General features: G+C 62.3%; 14 protein-coding genes, 1 tRNA gene, 1 pseudogene and 1 other annotated feature. Of the genes and pseudogenes, 11 read left to right on the top strand and 5 right to left on the bottom strand.

Annotation, left to right across the window (positions count from 1 at the left end; translation table 11 throughout):
• Nucleotides 1-2: 2 nt before the first annotated feature.
• Nucleotides 3-2,021, top strand: a complete 2,019-nt coding sequence (locus tag K5607_RS07570) for a TonB-dependent receptor plug domain-containing protein (RefSeq protein ID WP_054772461.1) — start codon at nucleotides 3-5, stop codon at nucleotides 2,019-2,021.
• Between the two features lie 149 nt (nucleotides 2,022-2,170).
• Here K5607_RS07570 and K5607_RS07565 read toward each other — a convergent pair.
• Nucleotides 2,171-3,371, bottom strand: a pseudogene (locus K5607_RS07565) (IS3 family transposase); the annotation flags it as partial.
• Nucleotides 2,974-3,090 (bottom strand) — a sequence feature (AL1L pseudoknot). Its footprint overlaps the pseudogene before it by 117 nt.
• A 135-nt stretch (nucleotides 3,372-3,506) precedes the next feature.
• Nucleotides 3,507-3,582 (bottom strand) — tRNA-Thr (locus K5607_RS07560).
• A 217-nt stretch (nucleotides 3,583-3,799) separates the two neighbouring features.
• On the opposite strand from K5607_RS07560, the gene K5607_RS07555 reads away from it, so the two are divergent.
• From K5607_RS07555 to K5607_RS07510, 10 genes are all read left to right on the top strand, one after another.
• Nucleotides 3,800-8,833 carry a response regulator gene (locus K5607_RS07555; protein ID WP_221048689.1) on the top strand — a complete coding sequence of 1,678 codons (5,034 nt, stop codon included), beginning with the start codon at nucleotides 3,800-3,802 and terminating at the stop codon, nucleotides 8,831-8,833.
• Nucleotides 8,824-9,669, top strand: a complete 846-nt coding sequence (locus K5607_RS07550) for a CheR family methyltransferase (protein WP_054773269.1) — start codon at nucleotides 8,824-8,826, stop codon at nucleotides 9,667-9,669. Before K5607_RS07555 ends, K5607_RS07550 begins: the two co-directional genes overlap by 10 nt.
• Complete coding sequence (locus tag K5607_RS07545) at nucleotides 9,662-10,228, top strand: chemotaxis protein CheB (RefSeq protein WP_054773270.1); 567 nt, start codon at nucleotides 9,662-9,664, stop codon at nucleotides 10,226-10,228. Before K5607_RS07550 ends, K5607_RS07545 begins: the two co-directional genes overlap by 8 nt.
• Complete coding sequence (locus tag K5607_RS07540; protein ID WP_246598983.1) at nucleotides 10,225-12,309, top strand: putative bifunctional diguanylate cyclase/phosphodiesterase; 2,085 nt, start codon at nucleotides 10,225-10,227, stop codon at nucleotides 12,307-12,309. Before K5607_RS07545 ends, K5607_RS07540 begins: the two co-directional genes overlap by 4 nt.
• A gap of 163 nt (nucleotides 12,310-12,472) precedes the next feature.
• Nucleotides 12,473-13,660 carry an aminotransferase class V-fold PLP-dependent enzyme gene (locus K5607_RS07535; RefSeq protein WP_221048688.1) on the top strand — a complete coding sequence of 396 codons (1,188 nt, stop codon included), beginning with the start codon at nucleotides 12,473-12,475 and terminating at the stop codon, nucleotides 13,658-13,660.
• Nucleotides 13,661-13,765: 105 nt separating this feature from the next.
• Nucleotides 13,766-14,737 (top strand): 2-hydroxyacid dehydrogenase, encoded by a 972-nt coding sequence (locus K5607_RS07530; protein WP_221048687.1) that lies wholly within the window; start codon nucleotides 13,766-13,768, stop codon nucleotides 14,735-14,737.
• A 9-nt stretch (nucleotides 14,738-14,746) separates the two neighbouring features.
• Nucleotides 14,747-15,724 (top strand): hypothetical protein, encoded by a 978-nt coding sequence (locus tag K5607_RS07525; RefSeq protein ID WP_246598982.1) that lies wholly within the window; start codon nucleotides 14,747-14,749, stop codon nucleotides 15,722-15,724.
• 10 nt (nucleotides 15,725-15,734) lie between these two features.
• Nucleotides 15,735-16,004, top strand: coding sequence for a DUF4160 domain-containing protein (locus K5607_RS07520; protein ID WP_054773271.1), 270 nt, complete (start codon nucleotides 15,735-15,737; stop codon nucleotides 16,002-16,004).
• Nucleotides 16,005-16,008: 4 nt separating this feature from the next.
• Nucleotides 16,009-16,317, top strand: a complete 309-nt coding sequence (locus K5607_RS07515) for a DUF2442 domain-containing protein (protein WP_082411452.1) — start codon at nucleotides 16,009-16,011, stop codon at nucleotides 16,315-16,317.
• Nucleotides 16,314-17,354, top strand: a complete 1,041-nt coding sequence (locus K5607_RS07510; protein WP_221048686.1) for an aromatic ring-hydroxylating oxygenase subunit alpha — start codon at nucleotides 16,314-16,316, stop codon at nucleotides 17,352-17,354. Before K5607_RS07515 ends, K5607_RS07510 begins: the two co-directional genes overlap by 4 nt.
• A gap of 64 nt (nucleotides 17,355-17,418) precedes the next feature.
• On the opposite strand, the gene K5607_RS07505 is transcribed toward K5607_RS07510, so the two are convergent.
• The 3 genes from K5607_RS07505 to K5607_RS07495 all read right to left on the bottom strand — a co-directional run bounded on the left by K5607_RS07505 (nucleotide 17,419) and on the right by K5607_RS07495 (nucleotide 19,254).
• Nucleotides 17,419-17,667, bottom strand: coding sequence for a VF530 family protein (locus K5607_RS07505; RefSeq protein WP_054773272.1), 249 nt, complete (start codon nucleotides 17,665-17,667; stop codon nucleotides 17,419-17,421).
• 28 nt (nucleotides 17,668-17,695) lie between these two features.
• Nucleotides 17,696-18,001 carry a hypothetical protein gene (locus K5607_RS07500; RefSeq protein ID WP_054773273.1) on the bottom strand — a complete coding sequence of 102 codons (306 nt, stop codon included), beginning with the start codon at nucleotides 17,999-18,001 and terminating at the stop codon, nucleotides 17,696-17,698.
• 161 nt (nucleotides 18,002-18,162) lie between these two features.
• Nucleotides 18,163-19,254: a transglycosylase SLT domain-containing protein gene (locus tag K5607_RS07495; protein ID WP_221048685.1), complete on the bottom strand. Its 1,092-nt coding sequence runs from the start codon at nucleotides 19,252-19,254 to the stop codon at nucleotides 18,163-18,165.
• Nucleotides 19,255-19,279: the final 25 nt, after the last annotated feature.

Genomic DNA, 19,279 nt, shown 5'->3' with positions numbered 1-19,279 from the left:
AAATGAAAAAAACCTTGTGCGGTTTGGTCTGCAGTAGCGCCTTGCTGCCGCTGCAAGCGTTGGCGGAGGACACTACCTACGACATTACCGAACGCGTTCTACAAGAAGAGTTGAGTTGGTTGCAGGCCGAAGCCACCGTGTTTTCCGCATCGCGCCACGAGGAAAAAGTGTCGCGCACCGCCGCTGCGGTGTTCGTGTTGAGCGGGGAAGACATCAAGCGCTCCGGTGCCACTTCCATTCCCGATGCTCTGCGTTTGGTGCCTGGTTTGGACGTGGCGCAAATTAATTCCAATGTTTGGGCCATCAGCTCCCGCGGTTTCAACGATCGAACCGCCAACAAAATGCTGGTATTGATGGATGGGCGCACCCTCTATCACCCGGCATTTTCCGGCACGCTGTGGCGCACCAAGGATACCTTGCTGGAGGACGTGGAGCGCATCGAGGTCATCCGTGGCCCTGGCGCCGCCATGTGGGGTTCCAATGCCGTCAACGGCGTCATCAACATCATCACTAAAAAGGCCAAAGATAGCCAAGGTGTTTACGCGACCGCTGGCGTCGGAACCGAGGAAAACGGTTTTAGCGCGGTACGTTATGGCGGCCAGCTTGGCGAACATACCTATTACAAGGGCTACGTCAAATATTTCAGCCGGGATACATTTGCTTTGTCCGGTAACGGGAAAAACGCCAATGATGCCTGGGAAAACACCCAAGGTGGCTTCAAACTGGAGGGCGATCCCACACAGCAAGACTCCCTGACCTTACAAGGCGATGTCTATCAAGGTAACGCCAACAGTTTACAATACCTCTTCGCACCCTTGGCACCCTACAAGTTTTATAGCGGAATTCCGGAAAGGTATAGCGGCGGCAATGTGCAAGGGCGTTGGGATCACCGGTTTACAGATGCCTCGGATATGACATTGAAATTATATTTCGATCATACCGAGGATGCCACCCGTTTCAGCGCCATCAACGATCTGGCGGATACCCGCGTAGATACTTACGATGCCGATTGGCAACATCGACTTAAATGGGATGATACCCACGCTTGGACTTGGGGGTTGGGTTACCGCTATATCCACGAGCGCACCGTAACCGATGCCGGTTATTATTACTCCATGCGAAAACCGACACGGGACTTGCAGTGGATTAGCCTGTTCTTACAGGATGAAATCACTCTGGCTCCTGATCGTTGGAAGGTGATTTTCGGCACACGGGTGGAGCACAATGATTACACTGGCTTTGAGGTACAGCCCAACGGCCGTTTGGTTTTTACCCCGAGCAGTGATCAAACCGTTTGGGCGTCGATTTCCCGCGCGGTGCGGGTTCCAAGTCGTGCGTACCACGATATGCGGTCCACATATATGGGCCAAGTATCGTCTGACGTCTTCTTGATAGCGCAGGGTAATCCATCCCTCAAGTCGGAAGCGCTGATCGCCTACGAGTTGGGTTACCGTATTCAGCCCACAGATAAAACTTCACTGGATATTGCCACTTTCTACAACGAGTATCAGCGTTTGTACGGTATCGGGTTTGGCTCCCGATATACCGACGCCAATTTAACGCCTTTCTACGGGCTGCCCGTCACCTGGGAAAACAATATGCGTGGCAATACTTACGGCGCGGAAGTGATGGGGCAATGGAAAGTTACCGACGCATGGCGCCTACAAGCCAATTATACTTATTTGCAGATCCAGCTCAGTGGCAATAATCTAAACCAACAGGTTACAGAGAACAGCTCGCCCCACCATCAATTTAGCCTGTGGTCCTCCCACAATTTAGCGAAAGATCTGAGCGCCGATGCCATCTTGCGATATGTGGACGAGGTGCCGGGCCGCAATATAGGCAGCTATGTGACGATGGATTTACGTTTTAGTTGGCAAGCCAGCAAGAACATAGAGCTTGCGGTGGTAGGACGTAATCTGTTGGACGGGCGCCATCCTGAATTTTCCGACTCTGCGTTAACCACCCCGTTGGCGCAAATTCAACGTAGTGTCTATGGACAAATCAATTTGCGCTATTAAGTTGCCTGATTATTAACCCGGCAACAAAATACCCTTCGAAACATGTGCTCAACACCGCATGGCGCTTCGTTTGCACTGTACTGAACCGCCCCCCCGGGAATCGTGGAGGCTGTTTGGTTTAAGTCAGGCCGGTGTGGTGGCCTGATTGGCAAGTTGCCGAAGTAGTTTGCCTCAGCTTCTGCCGGCGGGATATAGCCGATGGGTTCGAGCAGGCGGCGGTGGTTGAACCAGGCCACCCATTCGAGGGTGGCCAGTTCCACGGTTTCCTTGGTCTTCCACGGTGCCCGGCGATGGATCAACTCGGCTTTGTACAAACCGTTGATGGTCTCGGCCAGTGCGTTGTCGTAACTGTCGCCACGGCTGCCCACCGACGGTTCGATGCCGGCTTCGGCCAAGCGCTCGCTGTAACGAATGCTCACATACTGCGAGCCCCGGTCCGAATGGTGGACCAGGGAACCGTCCCGTTCGGGCTGGCGGGCATACAGTGCTTGCTCCAGGGCACGCACGAAGTCCGTGTGCATGGAGCGGCTGACGCGCCAGCCGACGATGCGCCGGGCAAACACGTCGATGACGAAAGCCACATACAGCCAGCCCTGCCAGATCGAAACGTAGGGAAGTCGCTCACCCACAGCTGATTTGGACGATCGGCCTTGAACTGCCGATTGACCCGATCCCGGGGACAAGGCGCCTTCGCATCGCTGACTGTGGTCCGCACCACCTTGCCACGTACCACGCCACGCAGACCCAAACGGCGCATGAGCCGCTCGACCGTGCAGCGGGCAACAGCAACCCCTTCCCGATGCAACTGCCGCCAGACCTTGTGGGCGCCGTAGACTTGCAGGTTAGCTTGCCAGACACGTTCGATGTGCGGGATCAGGGCATCGTCACGCCGGGCGCGCTTACAGCGCAGCTCGGGGTTGCGCTGTCGTGCCGCGTGGCGCCGGTAGCCAGACGGGGCGATCTGCAACACCTGGCAAATCGGCTCGCCCCCGAAGGTCTCCCGATGAGCGCCGACGAAATCCCTCAGGACTTGAGCCGGCGGTCGAGCTCCGCCTGGGCGAAAAACGCGCTGGCCAGCTTCAGAATCTCATTGGCACGGCGCAACTCTTTGACCTCGCGTTCCAGCTCCTTGATCCGCTGCATGTCCGCTGTGGTGAGGCCGTCGCGCTGCCCAGCATCCCGTTCATGCTGGCGAACCCAGCTTAACAACGTCTGAGCGATACAACCGATCTTGGCCGCAATGGACTCAATGGCAGCCCATTGCGACGGATGATCGCCACGGCATTCGTTGACCATGCGAACAGCGCGTTCGCGTACTTCGGGGGAGAACTTCAATGGCTTCTTCTTCATGGCTCCATCTTCTCAAGAGTTGGAGCCTCCACAAAACCCGGGGCGGTTCAGAGGCGCCACCTGAAAAGATGGGGCCGTGAAGAAGTCAAGAAACAACAAAGGGCTGCATCTCTGCAGCCCTTCGATTTATTTGGTTGGAGCTGGCGATGGGATTCGAACCCGCGACCGGCTGATTACAAATCAGCTGCTCTACCAACTGAGCTACGCCAGCACGATGGTTGGCCCAGTATATTACTACGCCAACGAGCGGCTGGAAACCGCTTCCGCCGTCGCCTCACTCCGGCGGGCGCCGAATCATGGCCCAGCGGCTGTTGGGGGGCACAACGGAAAGGCGTCGTGCCCCTCTCCATCCTGGCATCGGCCCCGGCTATCGGGTATCGTTCCACCTCGTCTTTTTCCTCTTCACGAGTGCAACCGGGGTTCGCGGGATGAAGCTGCATAGCCGCTTGTTGCTGCTGACGGTATCGACAGCGGTCATCGCTGTCGCGATCGTTTTGGCGGTTTCGTTCAATCTGGCTCGCGTTGCGCTGGAGGATGGAGCGAAAGAGAAGCTCCTCGCCATGCAGGCGGCTCGTTATAACGCCCTGACGCGGTATTTGGGGGATTTCCGGGCGAAGCTGGGCATCCTGTCGCTGTCGCCGACCACCGCGGAGTCGTTGACCGAGTTCTCCCAGGCCTACGCCCACTTGGGAGACACGGCTCAGTACCAATTGCAGCAATCTTACGTCATCGCCGACCGCGACCGCAGCAAAGCCGTCGAACGCGCGGCGGTTCCCGACGGCCGCGACGCTTACGGGCAAGCCCATACCCGTTTTCACCCCCATTACCTCAACCGCTACAAGCTGTTCAACTGGGACGACATCCTGCTGATCGACGCCAAAGGCAATGTCGTCTATTCGGTATTGAAGAACGGCGACTTCGCCACCAACCTGTTGACCGGCCCTTGGAAAGACAGCGGCTTGGCGCGCGCGGTGACGCCGCTGCTGCACGACGCCGTGCCCGGCGTTGCCAGTTTCGCCGACTTCAGCCATTACCCGCCCAACGGCAACCAGCCGGCCGGTTTTCTCGCCTTGCCGGTCTTCCATCCGGCTACGCGGGCCTTTCTCGGCGTGGTCGCAACCCAACTGCCCGGCCGACCCATTAACCAGTTGATGCTGGAACAAACCGGCATGGGCGCCAGCGGCGAAACGTTCGTGGTCGGCAAGGACGGTTGGATGTTGACCGATTCCCGCTTCCACAAGGAAAGTTCGGTTTTGCAACGGCAGCTGCATACCGAGGCGGTCAAGCGGGTTTTGGCCGGGCAGGAAGGCGTCATCGCCGCCCCGGATTATCGGGGGGTCCCTGCCTATGTGGCGTTCAAGCCCATCGTCCCGTTCGGCGGAGAATTGGGCGACAAAGCGCAATGGGGGGTCATCGCCAAAATCGACCAGGCCGAAGCTTTAGCCGGCCTCGAATCCCTCATGTGGGCCTTGTTGTGGACGGGCGGCGGCATCGGCCTGGCGGCCGCGGTTGCCGGAACATTGGGCGCGCGCGCCATATCGCGGCCTTTGCTGGCTATCCAGTCGGCCCTGGTAAGGCTGGAAAAAGGCGACGCCACCAGCGTACCCGGCCAGGAGCGCCGCGACGAAATCGGCGCCATGGCTAAAGCCGCGGAGAACCTCCGCTTAATGGCGCTGCAAATCGAACATAACCACTGGATCAACGAGCACGTCGCCGGTTTGGCGACGGTGGTCTCCACGCAGTCGTCCCTGCAAGCCGCCCCGGACGCCATCCTGGGCTATCTCTGCGAACGGCTGGGATTGCCGGTGGCGGCCATGTATCTGGTGGACGCAAACGGGGCGTGCGTCCGCGCCGGAGCGCACGGCCTGATCCGGCGCAGCCAGACCGACGACCGTTTCGAAGCCGGATCCGGCTTGATCGGCCAGTGCGCCCGCGACAAGCAGCCGGTGGTGCTGTCGCCGGTGCCCGCGGGGGCCGCGATCGTCAGCGCCGGCCTGGCGGAATTCCCGGCACGGGAACTGGTGTTGTATCCGGTGCTGCACAAAGACCAGCCCCTGGCGGTATTGGAGCTGGCCGCGCTGGAACCGCTCGCGCCGCGCCAGCACGAGCTCTTGGCGGCCGCCTGCGCCGGCCTGGGACTGCACTTGGCCAACCTGCAAGGGGCGGAACACAACCGGCTGCTGCTAGAGGAAACCCGCCGCCAGGCGGCGGCCTTGGAGGAACGCAGCAGCCAAATCGAAGAGGCGTCGCTTTATTCCCGCAGCTTGCTGGAAGCCAGCCTGGATCCTTTGGTGACCATCAGCGCCGACGGCAAGATCATGGACGTCAACCGCGCCACCGAATCCGTCACCGGCGTAGCGCGGGACCAGTTGATCGGCAGCGATTTCTGCGACTATTTCACCGAACCGGAGCAAGCGCGAGCCGGCTATCGCCAGGTATTTTCCCAAGGATCCGTGGCCGACTACCCGCTGGCGATCCGCCACGCCTCGGGCAAAATCACCGACGTGCTCTACAACGCCTGCGTTTATAACGGCCGCGACGGCAAAGTGGCCGGCGTGTTCGCCGCCGCCCGCGACGTCACCGAACAAAAACGCCAGGCCATCGCCATGGAAGAAGCCTCGCGTTATACCCGCAGCCTCATCGAGGCCAGCCTGGACCCCTTGGTGACCATCAGCGTCGACGGCAAGATCATGGACGTCAACCGCGCCACCGAGGCCGTCACCGGCGTGGCGCGAGACCAGCTGATCGGCAGCGATTTCAGCGATTACTTCACCGAGCCGGAGCAAGCGCGGGCCGGCTACCGCCAGGTGTTTTCCCAGGGATCGGTGGCCGACTACCCGCTGGCGATCCGCCACGCCTCGGGCAAAATCACCGACGTGCTCTACAACGCCTGCGTTTACAACGACCGCGAAGGCAAAGTGGCCGGCGTATTCGCCGCCGCCCGCGACGTCACCGAACAAAAACGCCAAGCCATCGCCATGGAAGAAGCCTCGCGTTATACCCGCAGCCTCATCGAGGCCAGCCTGGACCCCTTGGTGACCATCAGCGTCGACGGCAAGATCATGGACGTCAACCACGCCACCGAAGCCGTCACCGGCGTGGCGCGGGAGCAGCTGATCGGCAGCGATTTCTGCGACTACTTCACCGAACCGGAGCAAGCGCGGGCCGGCTACCGCCAGGTGTTTTCCCAGGGATCGGTGGCCGACTATCCGCTGGCGATCCGCCACGCCTCGGGCAAAATCACCGACGTGCTCTACAACGCCTGCGTTTACAACGACCGCGAAGGCAAAGTGGCCGGCGTGTTCGCCGCCGCCCGCGACGTCACCGAGCAAAAGCGCCAACAGGAAGCCTTGCGGCAAAGCAGCGAGGAACTGAAATCCCTGGCCGAAGAGTTGCGCAGCCAATCGGAGGAGCTCAAGGCGCAAAACGAGGAACTCCGAGCCAATCAAGAAGAGTTGCGCGCCCAGCAGGAGGAAATGGCGCACAAGAACCAAGCGCTGGAACTGCAGGGGCAACAGCTGGAACAGGCCCGCCAAGAGGCGGAAGGCAAAGCGGCGGAACTGGAGCGGGCCAATCGCTACAAATCCGAATTCCTGGCCAATATGTCCCACGAACTGCGCACCCCCCTCAACAGCGTGCTGATCCTGGCCAAGGACCTGGCGGAAAACGCCGCGGGCAACTTGAGCACCGAACAGGTGGAATCGGCCTCGGTCATCCACGAAAGCGGCAACCAGTTGCTGACGCTAATCAACGACATCCTCGACCTGTCCAAAATCGAGGCCGGCCGTTTGGAAGTGCAATCGGAGGACTTCCTCCTGGCGGACGTGTTCGCCTATCTGCGCCGCGTGTTCACGCCCCTGGCGGAGAAAAAGGCCATCGCTTTCGAAATCGACGCGGCCCCTTCCCTGCCGGGCAATATTCGCGGCGACCAGCAACGGCTAATCCAGGTGCTGACCAATCTGCTGTCCAATGCCGTGAAATTCACCGAAGCCGGTTCGGTCAAATTGACCGCCTTGCCCGACGGCGACGCGCTACGCTTTGAAATACAGGACACCGGCATCGGCATTCCGCCGGACAAACTGGATTTGATCTTCGGCGCGTTCCAGCAAATGGACGGCAGCACCGCCCGCAAATACGGCGGCTCCGGCCTGGGACTGACCATCAGCCGCCGGCTGGCGGCGCTGATGGGCGGCGAAATCACCGTATCCAGCACGCCGGGGCGCGGCAGCACCTTCACGGTGAAACTGCCCTTCAACGCCGCCGCGCCGGCGCCGGTCCCCGCCGCGCCGGCCACTGCACCGACGTCGGGACGGCCGCCCGCCGAGCGCCCGGGCGCCCCCATTCTGGTGGTGGAAGACGATGCGCGCCTGGTGACGATACTGGAACGCCTCATCGACACCCTGGGGTTCGCCGTCATCAGCGCGAGCAGCGGCGAGCAAGCCTTGGCGCACCTGGAACGCGAACGCCCCATCGGCATACTGCTGGACCTGGGCCTGCCCGGCATACAGGGCATGGAAGTGCTGCGCCAGCTGAAAGACGCGCCCGCCACCGAGAATATCCCGGTCTATATCATGTCGGGCGCCGTCGACACCGGCGAAGCCAAGACCCTGGGCGCCCTCGGATTCCTGAAAAAACCGGTAACGCGGGACGCCATCGCCGTAGCCCTCCATGCCATGGTCGAGCAAAGCGCCAAAATCCACCGCCGGGTTTTGCTGGTGGAAGACAGCGACGCCGACGTGCTGGCCCTGCGCACCCTGTTCCGCGACGACCCGTTGGAATTGGTGCCGGCCAAAACCGGCGACGCGGCCCTGCAGCAGTTGCGGCAAGGCGGAATCGCCGCGGTCATTCTCGATCTCATGCTGCCGGACACCACCGGCTTCGACTGGCTGCGACGAGCTGCCGGCGAAGCCTTAACCCTGCCGCCGGTCGTGGTCTATTCGGCTCGGGAGCTCAGTTCCGAGGAGTTGTACCAACTGAGAGAACACGCCGACGCGGTGGTCACCAAGGGCAAGACCAACGAACGCCTGCGCGAGGAAGTGCTGCTCGCCCTGAACAGCGGCGGCCGCGCCGCCGAGCCGGCGCAACCCGCCGCACCTCCCCGACTGGGCCGACGCCTGTTGCTGGTGGACGACGACGTGCGCAACCTGTTCGCCTTGGCCAAAGCGCTGCGCGGGAAAGGCTATACCGTGGAAGTGGCGTCGGACGGCCCCAAAGCCTTGGAAGCCTTGGCCCAACAAAATTTCGATGCGGTGCTGTCGGACATCATGATGCCCGGCATGGACGGTTACGCACTGATCCGCCGTATCCGCGAACTGGGCCACCGGGACTTGCCCGTCATCGCCATCACCGCCAAGGCCATGCCCGGCGACGTGGAGCTCTGCCTCGCCGCCGGCGCCAACGATTACGTGGCTAAGCCGGTGGATACCAGCCATCTCCTCGCGGTGTTGTCCAAATGGTTTTAAGCGGCTGGCGCAATCACCGCGTCGAGGACGTGGAAGTGGGGCTGCTGTTGACGGCGCTGAAGGATCGCTACGGCTACGACTTCACCGGCTACGCCCGCGCCTCGCTGAAGCGGCGCCTCAAACTGCTAGGCGAGTACTATGAAGTGGAGCACCTCTCGCAGCTGCTGCCGCCCCTGCTTTACGACGAACGGGTGGCGCAAACCGTGGTCAACCGCATCGTCGTGGCGGCCTCGGAGTTTTTCCGCGACCCCCAGGTATGGCGCTGCATCCGCGCGGAAGTGCTGCCTCGCCTGGACAGTTTTCCCCACATCAACCTGTGGCAAGCGGGCTGCGGCCGAGGCGAGGAAACCTACACCCTCGCCATCCTGTTGCACGAGGCGGGATTGACGAAAAAAACCCGCCTGGTCGCCACCGACATCAATCCCGACCTGCTGGCGGAAGCCCGTGAAGGCCGATGGCCGCAACGCAATCTCGAACAATGGCGTCACAACTACGAAAAAGCCGGCGGCAGCGGCAATTTTGACGACTATTTCGAACACAACGGCGACGAAATCGCCATCCGCGAGGAATTCAAAACGTCCATCGAATTTCTCCAACACAATCTGGTCACCGACGACGACTTCCTGGAGGTTCAGTTCATCGTTTGCCGCAACGTGCTGATTTATTTCGACGAGAAGTTGCAAGAACGGGTGCTCGGCGTATTTTCGCGCAGCCTGCAAAGGGGCGGTTATTTGATGCTGGGCCGGGCGGAAAGCCCGATCGGTTCGACCGGCATATTGACTCTGGACGAGCACTGCCGCGTATACCGGAAAGCGTTCGGAGAAAACCATGTATAGGCTGCTGACCATCGGTTTCTCCGCCGGCGGCATCCCCCTGGCCCAGCACATATTCGCCGCCCTCCCCGCCTCCTACCCCATGCCGATCGCCGTGGTAGCCCATTTGCCGGCGGGCGAGGACTGCGATTTGGTGGAGGTATTGGCGTCCTCCACCGCGTTGCGGGTGGTCATGGCGGAGGATAAATCGCCGCTGGAACCGGGAATGGTGTATGTCGCGCCGCCCGATTACCACCTGCTGGTGGAAAAGTCCGGCCGCCTGGCCCTGTCCGTGGACCCGCCGGTGAAATCCGTGCGCCCCAGCATCGATGTTTTGTTCCAAAGCGCCGCCGAGGCGTTCGAGAAAGACCTCATCGCCGTGGCCTTGAGCGGCGCCAATTCCGACGGCGTGCAGGGCATGGCGGCGGTCAAGGAGCTGGGCGGGCTGACCATCGTATTGGACCCCTTGCAAACGGACATCCACACCCTGCCGGCGGCGGTGGTGGAAGCGGTGGACGTGGATTACGTCGCCAATATCGAGGAAATCGCCTCTTTGTTGCGCGCAGCGCTGGAGCAGGCATGATCAGCAGCCCCAAGATCCTGGTGGTCGACGACAACGCCAACAACCGCCTGGCGGTGCGCACGGTACTGAAAAACATCGACGCCGAAATCCACGAGGCCGCCAACGGCTTCGACGCCCTGTCCCTGTCGCTGGAAACCGATTACGCGCTGATCCTGCTCGACGTCAGCATGCCGGAAATGAACGGCTTCGAAGTGTGCGAACAACTGCGCGCCGATCCGCGCACCCGCGCCACGCCGGTGGTTTTCCTATCGGCCGCCTACAAGGCGCTGGAAGACAACATCCGCGGTTATGTGGCCGGCGCCACCGATTACCTCGCCAAGCCGGTCAGCGACCACATCCTTAGGGCCAAAGTCCAGGTATTCCTCCGCCTGTATCGCCAGCGGCAGGAGCTGAGCGAAGCCAACGCCGCGCTTCGCATCGCCGCCACCGCTTTCGACGCGCAAGTGGGCATCGTCGTCACCGACGCCACCGCGGTCATTTTGCGCGTCAATCGCGCCTTCACCGAACTTACCGGCTACAGCGCCGAAGAAGCCATCGGCCGCCCCCCGTCCATGCTCAAGTCCGGCCAGCACGACGCGGCGTTCTACCGCAATCTCTGGGAAGACCTGCTGCATAAACGCCATTGGCAGGGCGAAATCTGGAACCGACGCAAAAACGGCGACGTCTACCCGGAATGGCTCACCATCACCGCCGTCACCGAAGCCGAAGGCGCCGTCACCCATTACGTCGGCACTTTCACCGACATCACGTTGCGCAAGGCGGCGGAAAAGCGGATTTTCCAGTTGGCGTTTTACGATCCCCTGACCGCGCTGCCCAACCGCCGGCTGCTGCTGGATCGCCTCGAGCAGGCACGCGTCGTCGGCCACCGCATCCACAGTCATGGGGCCATCCTGTTCATCGACCTGGATCGTTTCAAGACCCTCAACGACAGCCAAGGCCACGACGTCGGCGACCTGATGCTGGTGGAAACCGCCCAGCGCCTGCGCGATTGCGTGCGCGAAAGCGATACCGTGGCGCGACTGGGGGGCGACGAATTCGTGGTCATGCTGGAGTCGCTGGGCGAGGAATCGGAACAGGCTATGACCCAGGCCCGCACGGTGGGAGAAAAAATACTCGACGCCCTCAGCCGGCCCTACTCCCTGAACGGCTACGAGCATCACGGCAGTTCCAGCATCGGCATCACCTTGTTCAAGGGCGACGACGCCAGCGTGGACGAACTGCTGAAACACGCGGACACCGCCATGTACGAAGCCAAGGACGCCGGCCGCAACACCTTGCGCTTCTTCGACCCGGCGATGCAGGCAGCCCTGGAAACCCGCATCGCCATGGAAACCGATTTGCGCCGCGCCCTAACGGACGGCCAACTGGTGCTTTATTACCAACCGCAGGTGGACAGCGCCCGCCGCGTCGTCGGCGCCGAAGCGCTGCTGCGCTGGCAACACCCCCAACGAGGCTTGGTCATGCCCGCCAGTTTCATTCCGTTGGCGGAGGAAACCGGCCTGATCGTGCCCATCGGCCTGTGGGTGCTGGAAACCGCCTGCGCCCAAATCAACGCCTGGTCCCAAGCCTGGCCGAACGAGCGCTTCGTGCTGGCGATCAACGTCAGCGCCCGCCAGTTCCGCCATCCGGACTTCGTCAGCCAGGTGCGCGAGCTGCTGCAACGCAGCGGCGTCGCCGCCGAACGGCTGAAGCTGGAATTGACCGAAAGCGTGATCCTGGACGACATCGACGACGCCATTCGCAAAATGTCCGCCCTGCGTAGCTTGGGCATCGGCTTCTCCATGGACGATTTCGGCACCGGCTATTCCTCCCTGTCCTATCTCAAGCGCCTGCCCCTGGACCAGCTGAAAATCGATCAATCCTTCGTCCGCGACATCGACACGGATCCCGGCGACAAGGTGATCGTGCAAACCATCATCGGCATGGGTTGCAACCTGGGCTTGCACGTGATTGCCGAAGGGGTGGAAAACGACGCGCAGGTCGAATTTCTCGAAAAGCAGGGCTGCCACGCCTTCCAGGGCTATTTATTCAGCCGCCCGCTGCCGGCGGACGAATTCGCCCGAAAGCTCCTCGCCGGCTGAATCCGGGCCGCCGCAGCGGCGGCAACCTTGAAGCAAAACGGGCGCTGTGGCATGATTTAAGCCATTCTCGCCCGTTTCGGGCCGCGATTCTGTCCGGCTTTCCAACCCCAGCCGACGACCCGAGATTCCGTTCACAACCCCATCAACCCACAAGGAAACCGAAATGCCTGGTCGCAATCATTTGTTCGTTCCCGGTCCGACCACCGTGCCCGATTCCGTCCTCAGCGCCATGCACGCGCAGATGGTGGACCACCGCAGCCCGGTGTTTCCCCAGCTGGTGACGCCGCTGCTGCAGGATTTGAAAAAGGTCTTCCGCACCGAACAAGGCCAGTGCTTCATCCTGCCCGCCACCGGCACCGCCGGCTGGGAAATCTCCCTGGCCAACACCCTGTCCCCCGGCGACAAGGTACTAGCGTTCCGCTTCGGCCAGTTCAGCCACTTGTGGATCGACATGGCCAAGCGCCTGGGCTTCAACGTGCAGTACGATGAAATCCCCTGGGGCCAGGGCATCGACCCGAACCGCGTGGAAGAACTGCTGAAGGCCGATGCGGGCCACGAAATCAAGGCCGTCCTGATCTGCCACAACGAAACCGCCACCGGCGTCACCAACGACCTGGCCGCCATCCGCAAGGCCATCGACGCCGCCGGCCACCCGGCGCTGTTCTTCACCGACGGCGTCAGCTCCGTCGCCAGCCTGGAATTCCGCATGGACGACTGGGGCGTGGACGTGGCCCTGGCCGGTTCGCAAAAAGGCTTCATGCTGCCGGCGGGCCTGGCCATGCTGTGCTTCAGCCAGAAAGCCCTGAAGGCGCGCGAAACCGCCAAGTGCCCGCGCTGCTTCCTGGACATCGCCGACCACATCAACGCCAACAAAGACGGCTACACCCCCTACACGCCGGCCATCTCCCTGCTGTACGGCTTGCGCAAGGCGCTGGACCTCTTGCTGGAAGAAGGCATGGAAAACGTCTACGCCCGCCATGCCCGCTTGGCGGAAGGCACCCGCCGCGCCGTCAAGGCGTGGGGCCTGGAGCTGTGCTGCCGCGACCCGCAGAAGTATTCCAACACCGTGTCGGCCATCGTCGTGCCGCAGGGCTTCGACGCCCGCGACGTGATGCACTACGCCTTCCACCGTTACAACCTGTCCCTGGGCGCCGGCCTGTCGGAACTGGCCGGCAAGGTGTTCCGCATCGGCCACCTGGGCGACCTGAACGAGCTGAGCCTGTCCAGCGCCATCGTCGGCGCGGAAATGGCCATGCTGGACGTGGGCATCCCGGTAACGCCGGGCAGCGGCATCGCCGCCGCCAGCAGCTACTGGCGCGAAACCGCCAAGCCCTTGGCGCCGCGCGGCTGATAGCCCCGCAGCTGCGGTAAACACCCCCCGGCGTTTCACGGCGTCCGGGGGGTTTTTGTAACGGCTGCAGAAAACTTGTGCCGTGGTGACCTACCCGGAGGAAACATGAGCAAACCGAAAATCCTCGTCACCCGCCGCTGGCCCGACGCCGTCGAGGCGGAACTGAGCCAACGCTACGACGCCCATTTCAACCGCGACGACCACCCTATGACGGTAGCGGAACTCCAAGCCGCCATGCGCGACTACGACGCCGTGCTGCCCACCGTCACCGACAGCGTCAACGCCGAAGTCATCGGTGTGGCCAACCCCCGCTGTAAAATCCTCGGCAATTTCGGCGTCGGCTACAACCACATCGACATCGCCGCCGCCAAGGCCGCCGGCATCACCGTCACCAACACGCCGGACGTACTCACCGACTGCACCGCCGACATCGCCATGCTGTTGATGCTGGAAATCGCCCGGCGCGGCGGCGAAGGCGAGCGCCATCTGCGCAGCGGCCAGTGGACCGGCTGGCGGCCCACCCACATGCTGGGCAGCAAAGTCACCGGCAAGACGCTGGGCCTGATCGGCTTCGGCCGCATCGCCCAGGCCATGGCCCACAAAGCCCACCACGGCTTCGACATGGACATCATTTTCTACAACCGCTCGCAGCCGCCCCGGGACAAGATCGACTACGTCAAGGCGCGCCAGTGCGCCAGCATCGAGGACGTGCTGCGGGAAGCCGACTTCGTCGCCCTGCACTGCCCCGGCAGCCAGGAGAACACCCACCTCATCAATGCCGAGCGTCTGGCCTTGATGAAACCCACGGCGTATCTGATCAACACGGCGCGCGGCAACGTGGTGGACAGCGAGGCGCTGATCGCCGCCCTCAAGGCGGGAACCATCATGGGCGCCGGCCTGGACGTGTACGAGGGCGAGCCGAACCTGCATCCCGGCTTCTTGGAGCTGGAAAACGCCGTGCTGCTGCCGCACCTGGGCAGCGCCACCAGCGACACCCGCATCGCCATGGGGCAGCGCGTGCTGGAAAACCTGGACGCTTTTTTCGCCGGCCAAACGCCGCGCGACAAGGTGTGCTGACCCTGCGCCATGCCGCACGCCCCTAGCCTTTGGCCGGAACCGGCGCCGCTCGGCGCAGCCGAACAAGCCGCGCTGGCGAAAAAGCTGCAGCCGGCGTTCCAGCACAAGCTGCAAGCGCTGCATATCGCCGCCGACTTGCTCACGCCCGCCCTGCAGCGCGTCTACCTGCCCCTGGCGGCGTGGGTAGCGCAACGCAAAGGCGACGAGCCGCTGGTGCTGGGCATCAACGGCGGCCAAGGCTCCGGCAAGTCCACCCTGTGCGAATTCCTGCGGCTGATCCTGGAACAAGGCTTCGGCCTGCGCGTAGCGGGCCTGTCCATCGACGACATCTACAAGACCCGCGCCGAACGGGAACAGCTGGCGAAAACCGTCCACCCCCTGCTGCTGACGCGCGGCGTCCCCGGAACCCACGACGTGGAGCTGGGACTGGGCGTTATCGACGCCTTGAAGCAAGCCGAAGCCGGCGACAGCGTCGCCATTCCTTCTTTCGACAAGGCCCGCGACGACCGCCGGCAGCTGGACGAATGGCCGCGCTTCCGCGGCAAGGCCGACGTCGTCGTCTTCGAAGGCTGGTGCGTGGCCGCCAAACCCCAGGATGAAATCGAATTGGCCCAGCCCGTCAACCGCCTGGAAGCCGAGGAAGACGCCGACGGCCGCTGGCGCCGCTACGTCAACCAGCAGCTGCAAGGCGCGTACACCGAGCTGTTCGGCCGGCTGGACGCCCTGGTCATGCTGAAAGTCCCCAGCATGGAACGCGTGTTCGACTGGCGCAGCCTGCAAGAAGAGAAGCTGGCCGCCTCCCTGGCCGGCAATCCGCAAGCCGCCAGCCGCATCATGGACGCCGCCGCCATCCGCCGCTTCGTCCAGCACTACGAGCGCGTCACTCGGCACATGTTGGCCGAAATGCCGGACCGGGCCGACGTGGTGCTGTTCGTCGACGACGAGCACCAGATTTGCCGGATACAATTAGCGACACAGCCACCCTAGGCGGAAAACCATGCCCACTATCAGCATGTTCTACGGAATCCTGATCCAAATGTATTTTCGCGATATGGGCCGACACCATCTGCCGCATATCCACGCCCGCTATCAAGGCCAAAAGGTGGCATTGGCAATCGAAGACGGCGCGGTGCTTGAAGGTGAATTTCCCGCCCGCCAGTTGCGCATGGTACAAGTGTGGATGGACATCCATCGAGACGAGTTACTGGCCGATTGGGAACTCGCCGTCAATGGCGAAGACCCCTACAAAATCGCCCCTTTGCAGTAAAGCCATGTTGCTCGACGTTATACACGTAGAAGCCTGCAATGACTTCTCCCTGCGCCTGCAATTCGAAAACGGCGAATGGCGCCGCTTCGATATGACGCCATGGCTTTCGCTCAAACCCTGGAGCCGCATCCAAAGCCTGGGGGAATTTCGCCGAGCTCGGGTGGATTACGGCACGGTGGTGTGGCCGGGTGAAATCGACATAGCCCCGGAAACGCTGTACGACCAATCCGAGCCACTGATCGAACTGTCGCAGAGCGACGGCTCAGCTAGGACATACCACAACACTGGAACCCATAAGGTGAAAAATCCATGAGCACCACCTACCTCGAAAACGTCTGGTACATGGCCCTGCCCTCCGCCGAGGTCCCCACCGGCGGCATGAAAGGCCACAAGATCGCCGACACGCCCATCCTGTTCATGCGCGACACCCAGGGCAAAATCGCCGCCATCCGCGACATCTGCCCGCACCGCGGCATCCCGTTCTCTTACGGCCGCATGGTGGGCGACACGGTGGAATGCCCCTACCACGGCTGGAAATTCAGCTGCGCCGGGGTGTGCACGGAAATCCCTTCCCTGTTGCCGGACCAGGACCTGGACTGCACCAAGATCAAGGTGAAAACCTATCCGGTGCAGGAGCGCAACGGCGCCATCTGGGTGTTCATCGGCGACAAGGAATTCGACACAGCCCAAGCGCCGTCCCTGCCCGTACTGGCGGAGCTGGCGCCCGACGCCCAGCCCAACCTCACCTTCACGGAAATCTTCCCCTGCCACATCGACCACGCCGTCATCGGCCTGATGGACCCGGCCCACGGCCCCTATGTGCACAAGAGCTGGTTCTGGCGCTCGGAAAAATCCATGCTGGAGAAGGCCAAGCACTTCGCGCCGGTGACCCACGGCTTCCAGATGGTGCGCCACCAGCCGTCGAAAAACTCCAAGGCCTACAAAATCTTCGGCGGCCCCACCACCACCGAAATCACCTTCCGCCTGCCCGGCGTGCGGCTGGAGCACATCAAGATCGGCGAGAAGTCCTTCTACTCCCTCACCGCCCTGGCACCCCTGGACGAAAAGCACACGCAGATCATCCAGATGGGCTTCTGGAACATCCCCTGGGTCAGTCTGCTGAAACCGGCCCTGCGCCAGTTCGGCAAGGTGTTCCTGCGCCAGGATTTGGAAGCGGTGAGGAAACAGCAGGAAGGCCTGGCCTACGACCCCAGCCTCATGCTGCTGCAAGACGCCGACACCCAGGCCAAGTGGTATTTCGCCCTGAAGAAGGAATGGGCCGCCCACCTGGCTGAGCAGCGGGAATTCGTCAATCCGGTGCAGGAAACCGTGCTGCGCTGGCGCAGCTGATAGCGCTCCCAACGTCTCGGCAACCGCCGGGAACGGCCGGGAGCCTTATCCCGGCCTCTATCGGCTAGCCCCGCCGACCCGGCGCGCTACCGCCTTCCTGCAAATGGTGCAAATACAGCGATTCCAGCTTGGCGCGCGCCCACGGCGTTTGTCGGAAAAAGCGCAAGCAGGATTTGATGCTGGGATCGTTGGAGAAACAGCGCACATCGATATGTTGCGCCAAGCCGTCCCAGCCGTAGCTTTCCGACAGCTCGACGAGCATCTTTTCCAAGGTGACGCCGTGCAGCGGATTATTCGGTTGCGGATGGCTCATGAGCCGGCCCGCCGAGTCCGGCGACCGCTCATCGACGCAGGCCGCCGGTGCATTTATCCGACACTTCGGCGTACTTGCCGCCGCCCTGCATGCCCGCCAGGGTGCATTGCCACTGCTCCGTGGTCCGCTCCTTCTGCGACATGTGGCAGGTGCCGATAAGGCGCTTGCGGTCGCGCTCGTGGGTGTTGGCTTCCTTGATGTAAAGCTTCATCACGTCTTGGCATATCGCTATGCGCTTGTCGATTTCGGCGTTTTCCGCCGACTGGCCGGTGCAACCGGCCAAGTTCGCGGCCAGGATCAGACCAAGGGGATAGGCGTATTTTTTTAGAGGCATGTGCAGCGTTCCGTTTCGTTATTGTTATTCGCGGGAATCCGGCGCACACGGAGAGAAAAAACGCTCAAGCAACGGCGGCCGAATTGACCCTACGCATTCCGGGGCTGAATTCTGTTCCTCAAACGGCGTCTTTTCAAGATAAATAGCCGCAACGCTCCACCTCACAAGCCGGGAATGCCGACGCCTTGAATACGAAGGGCGTTGTCTCCCTGCTCGTAACGGGGCAAAGCGCCTTCCGTGCGCCACAGGCGGGCCGCCAGGGCCGCCGTCAACACCCGAATGGGATAGTCGCGGGGAAGGTTCTGCAAATAAGGCTGGATGGTGGCGAAATCGCGGGCGCCGTATTGCTTCATAATGGACAGCAAACCACCGTTTTTCGGGCCGATGTTATAGGCCAGCAACCCCAGGAACAGGTCGCCGCGCATTTCGGCGAAATAATGGCGCAGGGTGGCGGCGGCGACGTGGGCGTTGTGGCGCGGGTCGTTCAAATCCAACTGCTCCACTCCCAGACGCTCCTTGGCCAGTTCCACCGCCGCCTTGGGCGGCGCCGTGATCTGGAACAAACCGCGGCCGCCGTCCTTGCTGTCGCGCGGCAAAAACGACGACTCCGTCGCCCCCACCCCCATCAGCACATCCGTATCGATGCCGTATGCGCCGGCCGCTTCCTGCACCGGCGGCAAATAGGGCCGCGCCCGCTCCAACAAGCGCTGCGCCTGGGACAAATCGGAACGACGGTAGGACGCATAGACCTGGTGGGCCAGCGTAACCCGCTCCGCCTCCTGCATGCCGCCGACCAGGGTGCGGAAATTGCCCAGGTCGCGGCCGTATTCGTCCTGCAAAGCGAACCACCCGGCCGCCAGCGCGATGCCAAGGGCGAGCAAGGCCGCGCCGGGGACGAAACGCGCCGTCAGCCAGCGCCGCAAGCGCAGCCATAGCCACAACAGGCCGGCGCCGACCACCACCAGTGCGAACACCGCGCCGGCGAACGGCAACAAGCTGGAGCCGAAATCGGTGCCGGCGAAACCGTTTGCGGAACGCCCCAGCACGGCGATGATCGCCACCAGCGCCGCCGCCGACAGGGCGATCAGTTCCACCCCCAAAGCCAAGGCCCGGTGCCGCAGCGGCACCGGGGGCGGCGGGGCGGGCTTGATGCGCTTGGTTCTCGGCTTGGCCGGACGCTTCGCCTGGGGTTGGTCAGCCGGGGGCTTTCTAGGTGCGGGCCGGGCGGCTGTTTTCGGGGGACGACTTTCCATGGGATCAGGAGTTGTTTGCCGGCGT

It is taken from the genome of Methylogaea oryzae (assembly GCF_019669985.1).
GTDB lineage: Bacteria > Pseudomonadota > Gammaproteobacteria > Methylococcales > Methylococcaceae > Methylogaea > Methylogaea oryzae.
The sequence above is the reverse complement of the archived record's forward strand: the minus strand, read 5'-3'. Positions and strand labels throughout refer to the sequence as shown.

What these genes read in the sequence shown, in the direction of transcription:
- K5607_RS07540 (WP_246598983.1), top strand. Translation starts at nt 10,225, where the DNA reads ATGATCAGCAGCCCCAAGATCCTGGTGGTCGACGACAACGCCAACAAC.
- K5607_RS07515 (WP_082411452.1), top strand. Translation starts at nt 16,009, where the DNA reads ATGTTGCTCGACGTTATACACGTAGAAGCCTGCAATGACTTCTCCCTG.
- K5607_RS07555 (WP_221048689.1), top strand. Translation starts at nt 3,800, where the DNA reads ATGAAGCTGCATAGCCGCTTGTTGCTGCTGACGGTATCGACAGCGGTC.
- K5607_RS07500 (WP_054773273.1), bottom strand. Translation starts at nt 18,001, where the DNA reads ATGCCTCTAAAAAAATACGCCTATCCCCTTGGTCTGATCCTGGCCGCG.
- K5607_RS07570 (WP_054772461.1), top strand. Translation starts at nt 3, where the DNA reads ATGAAAAAAACCTTGTGCGGTTTGGTCTGCAGTAGCGCCTTGCTGCCG.
- K5607_RS07510 (WP_221048686.1), top strand. Translation starts at nt 16,314, where the DNA reads ATGAGCACCACCTACCTCGAAAACGTCTGGTACATGGCCCTGCCCTCC.
- K5607_RS07535 (WP_221048688.1), top strand. Translation starts at nt 12,473, where the DNA reads ATGCCTGGTCGCAATCATTTGTTCGTTCCCGGTCCGACCACCGTGCCC.
- K5607_RS07520 (WP_054773271.1), top strand. Translation starts at nt 15,735, where the DNA reads ATGCCCACTATCAGCATGTTCTACGGAATCCTGATCCAAATGTATTTT.
- K5607_RS07505 (WP_054773272.1), bottom strand. Translation starts at nt 17,667, where the DNA reads ATGAGCCATCCGCAACCGAATAATCCGCTGCACGGCGTCACCTTGGAA.
- K5607_RS07545 (WP_054773270.1), top strand. Translation starts at nt 9,662, where the DNA reads ATGTATAGGCTGCTGACCATCGGTTTCTCCGCCGGCGGCATCCCCCTG.
- K5607_RS07525 (WP_246598982.1), top strand. Translation starts at nt 14,747, where the DNA reads ATGCCGCACGCCCCTAGCCTTTGGCCGGAACCGGCGCCGCTCGGCGCA.
- K5607_RS07550 (WP_054773269.1), top strand. Translation starts at nt 8,824, where the DNA reads ATGGTTTTAAGCGGCTGGCGCAATCACCGCGTCGAGGACGTGGAAGTG.
- K5607_RS07495 (WP_221048685.1), bottom strand. Translation starts at nt 19,254, where the DNA reads ATGGAAAGTCGTCCCCCGAAAACAGCCGCCCGGCCCGCACCTAGAAAG.
- K5607_RS07530 (WP_221048687.1), top strand. Translation starts at nt 13,766, where the DNA reads ATGAGCAAACCGAAAATCCTCGTCACCCGCCGCTGGCCCGACGCCGTC.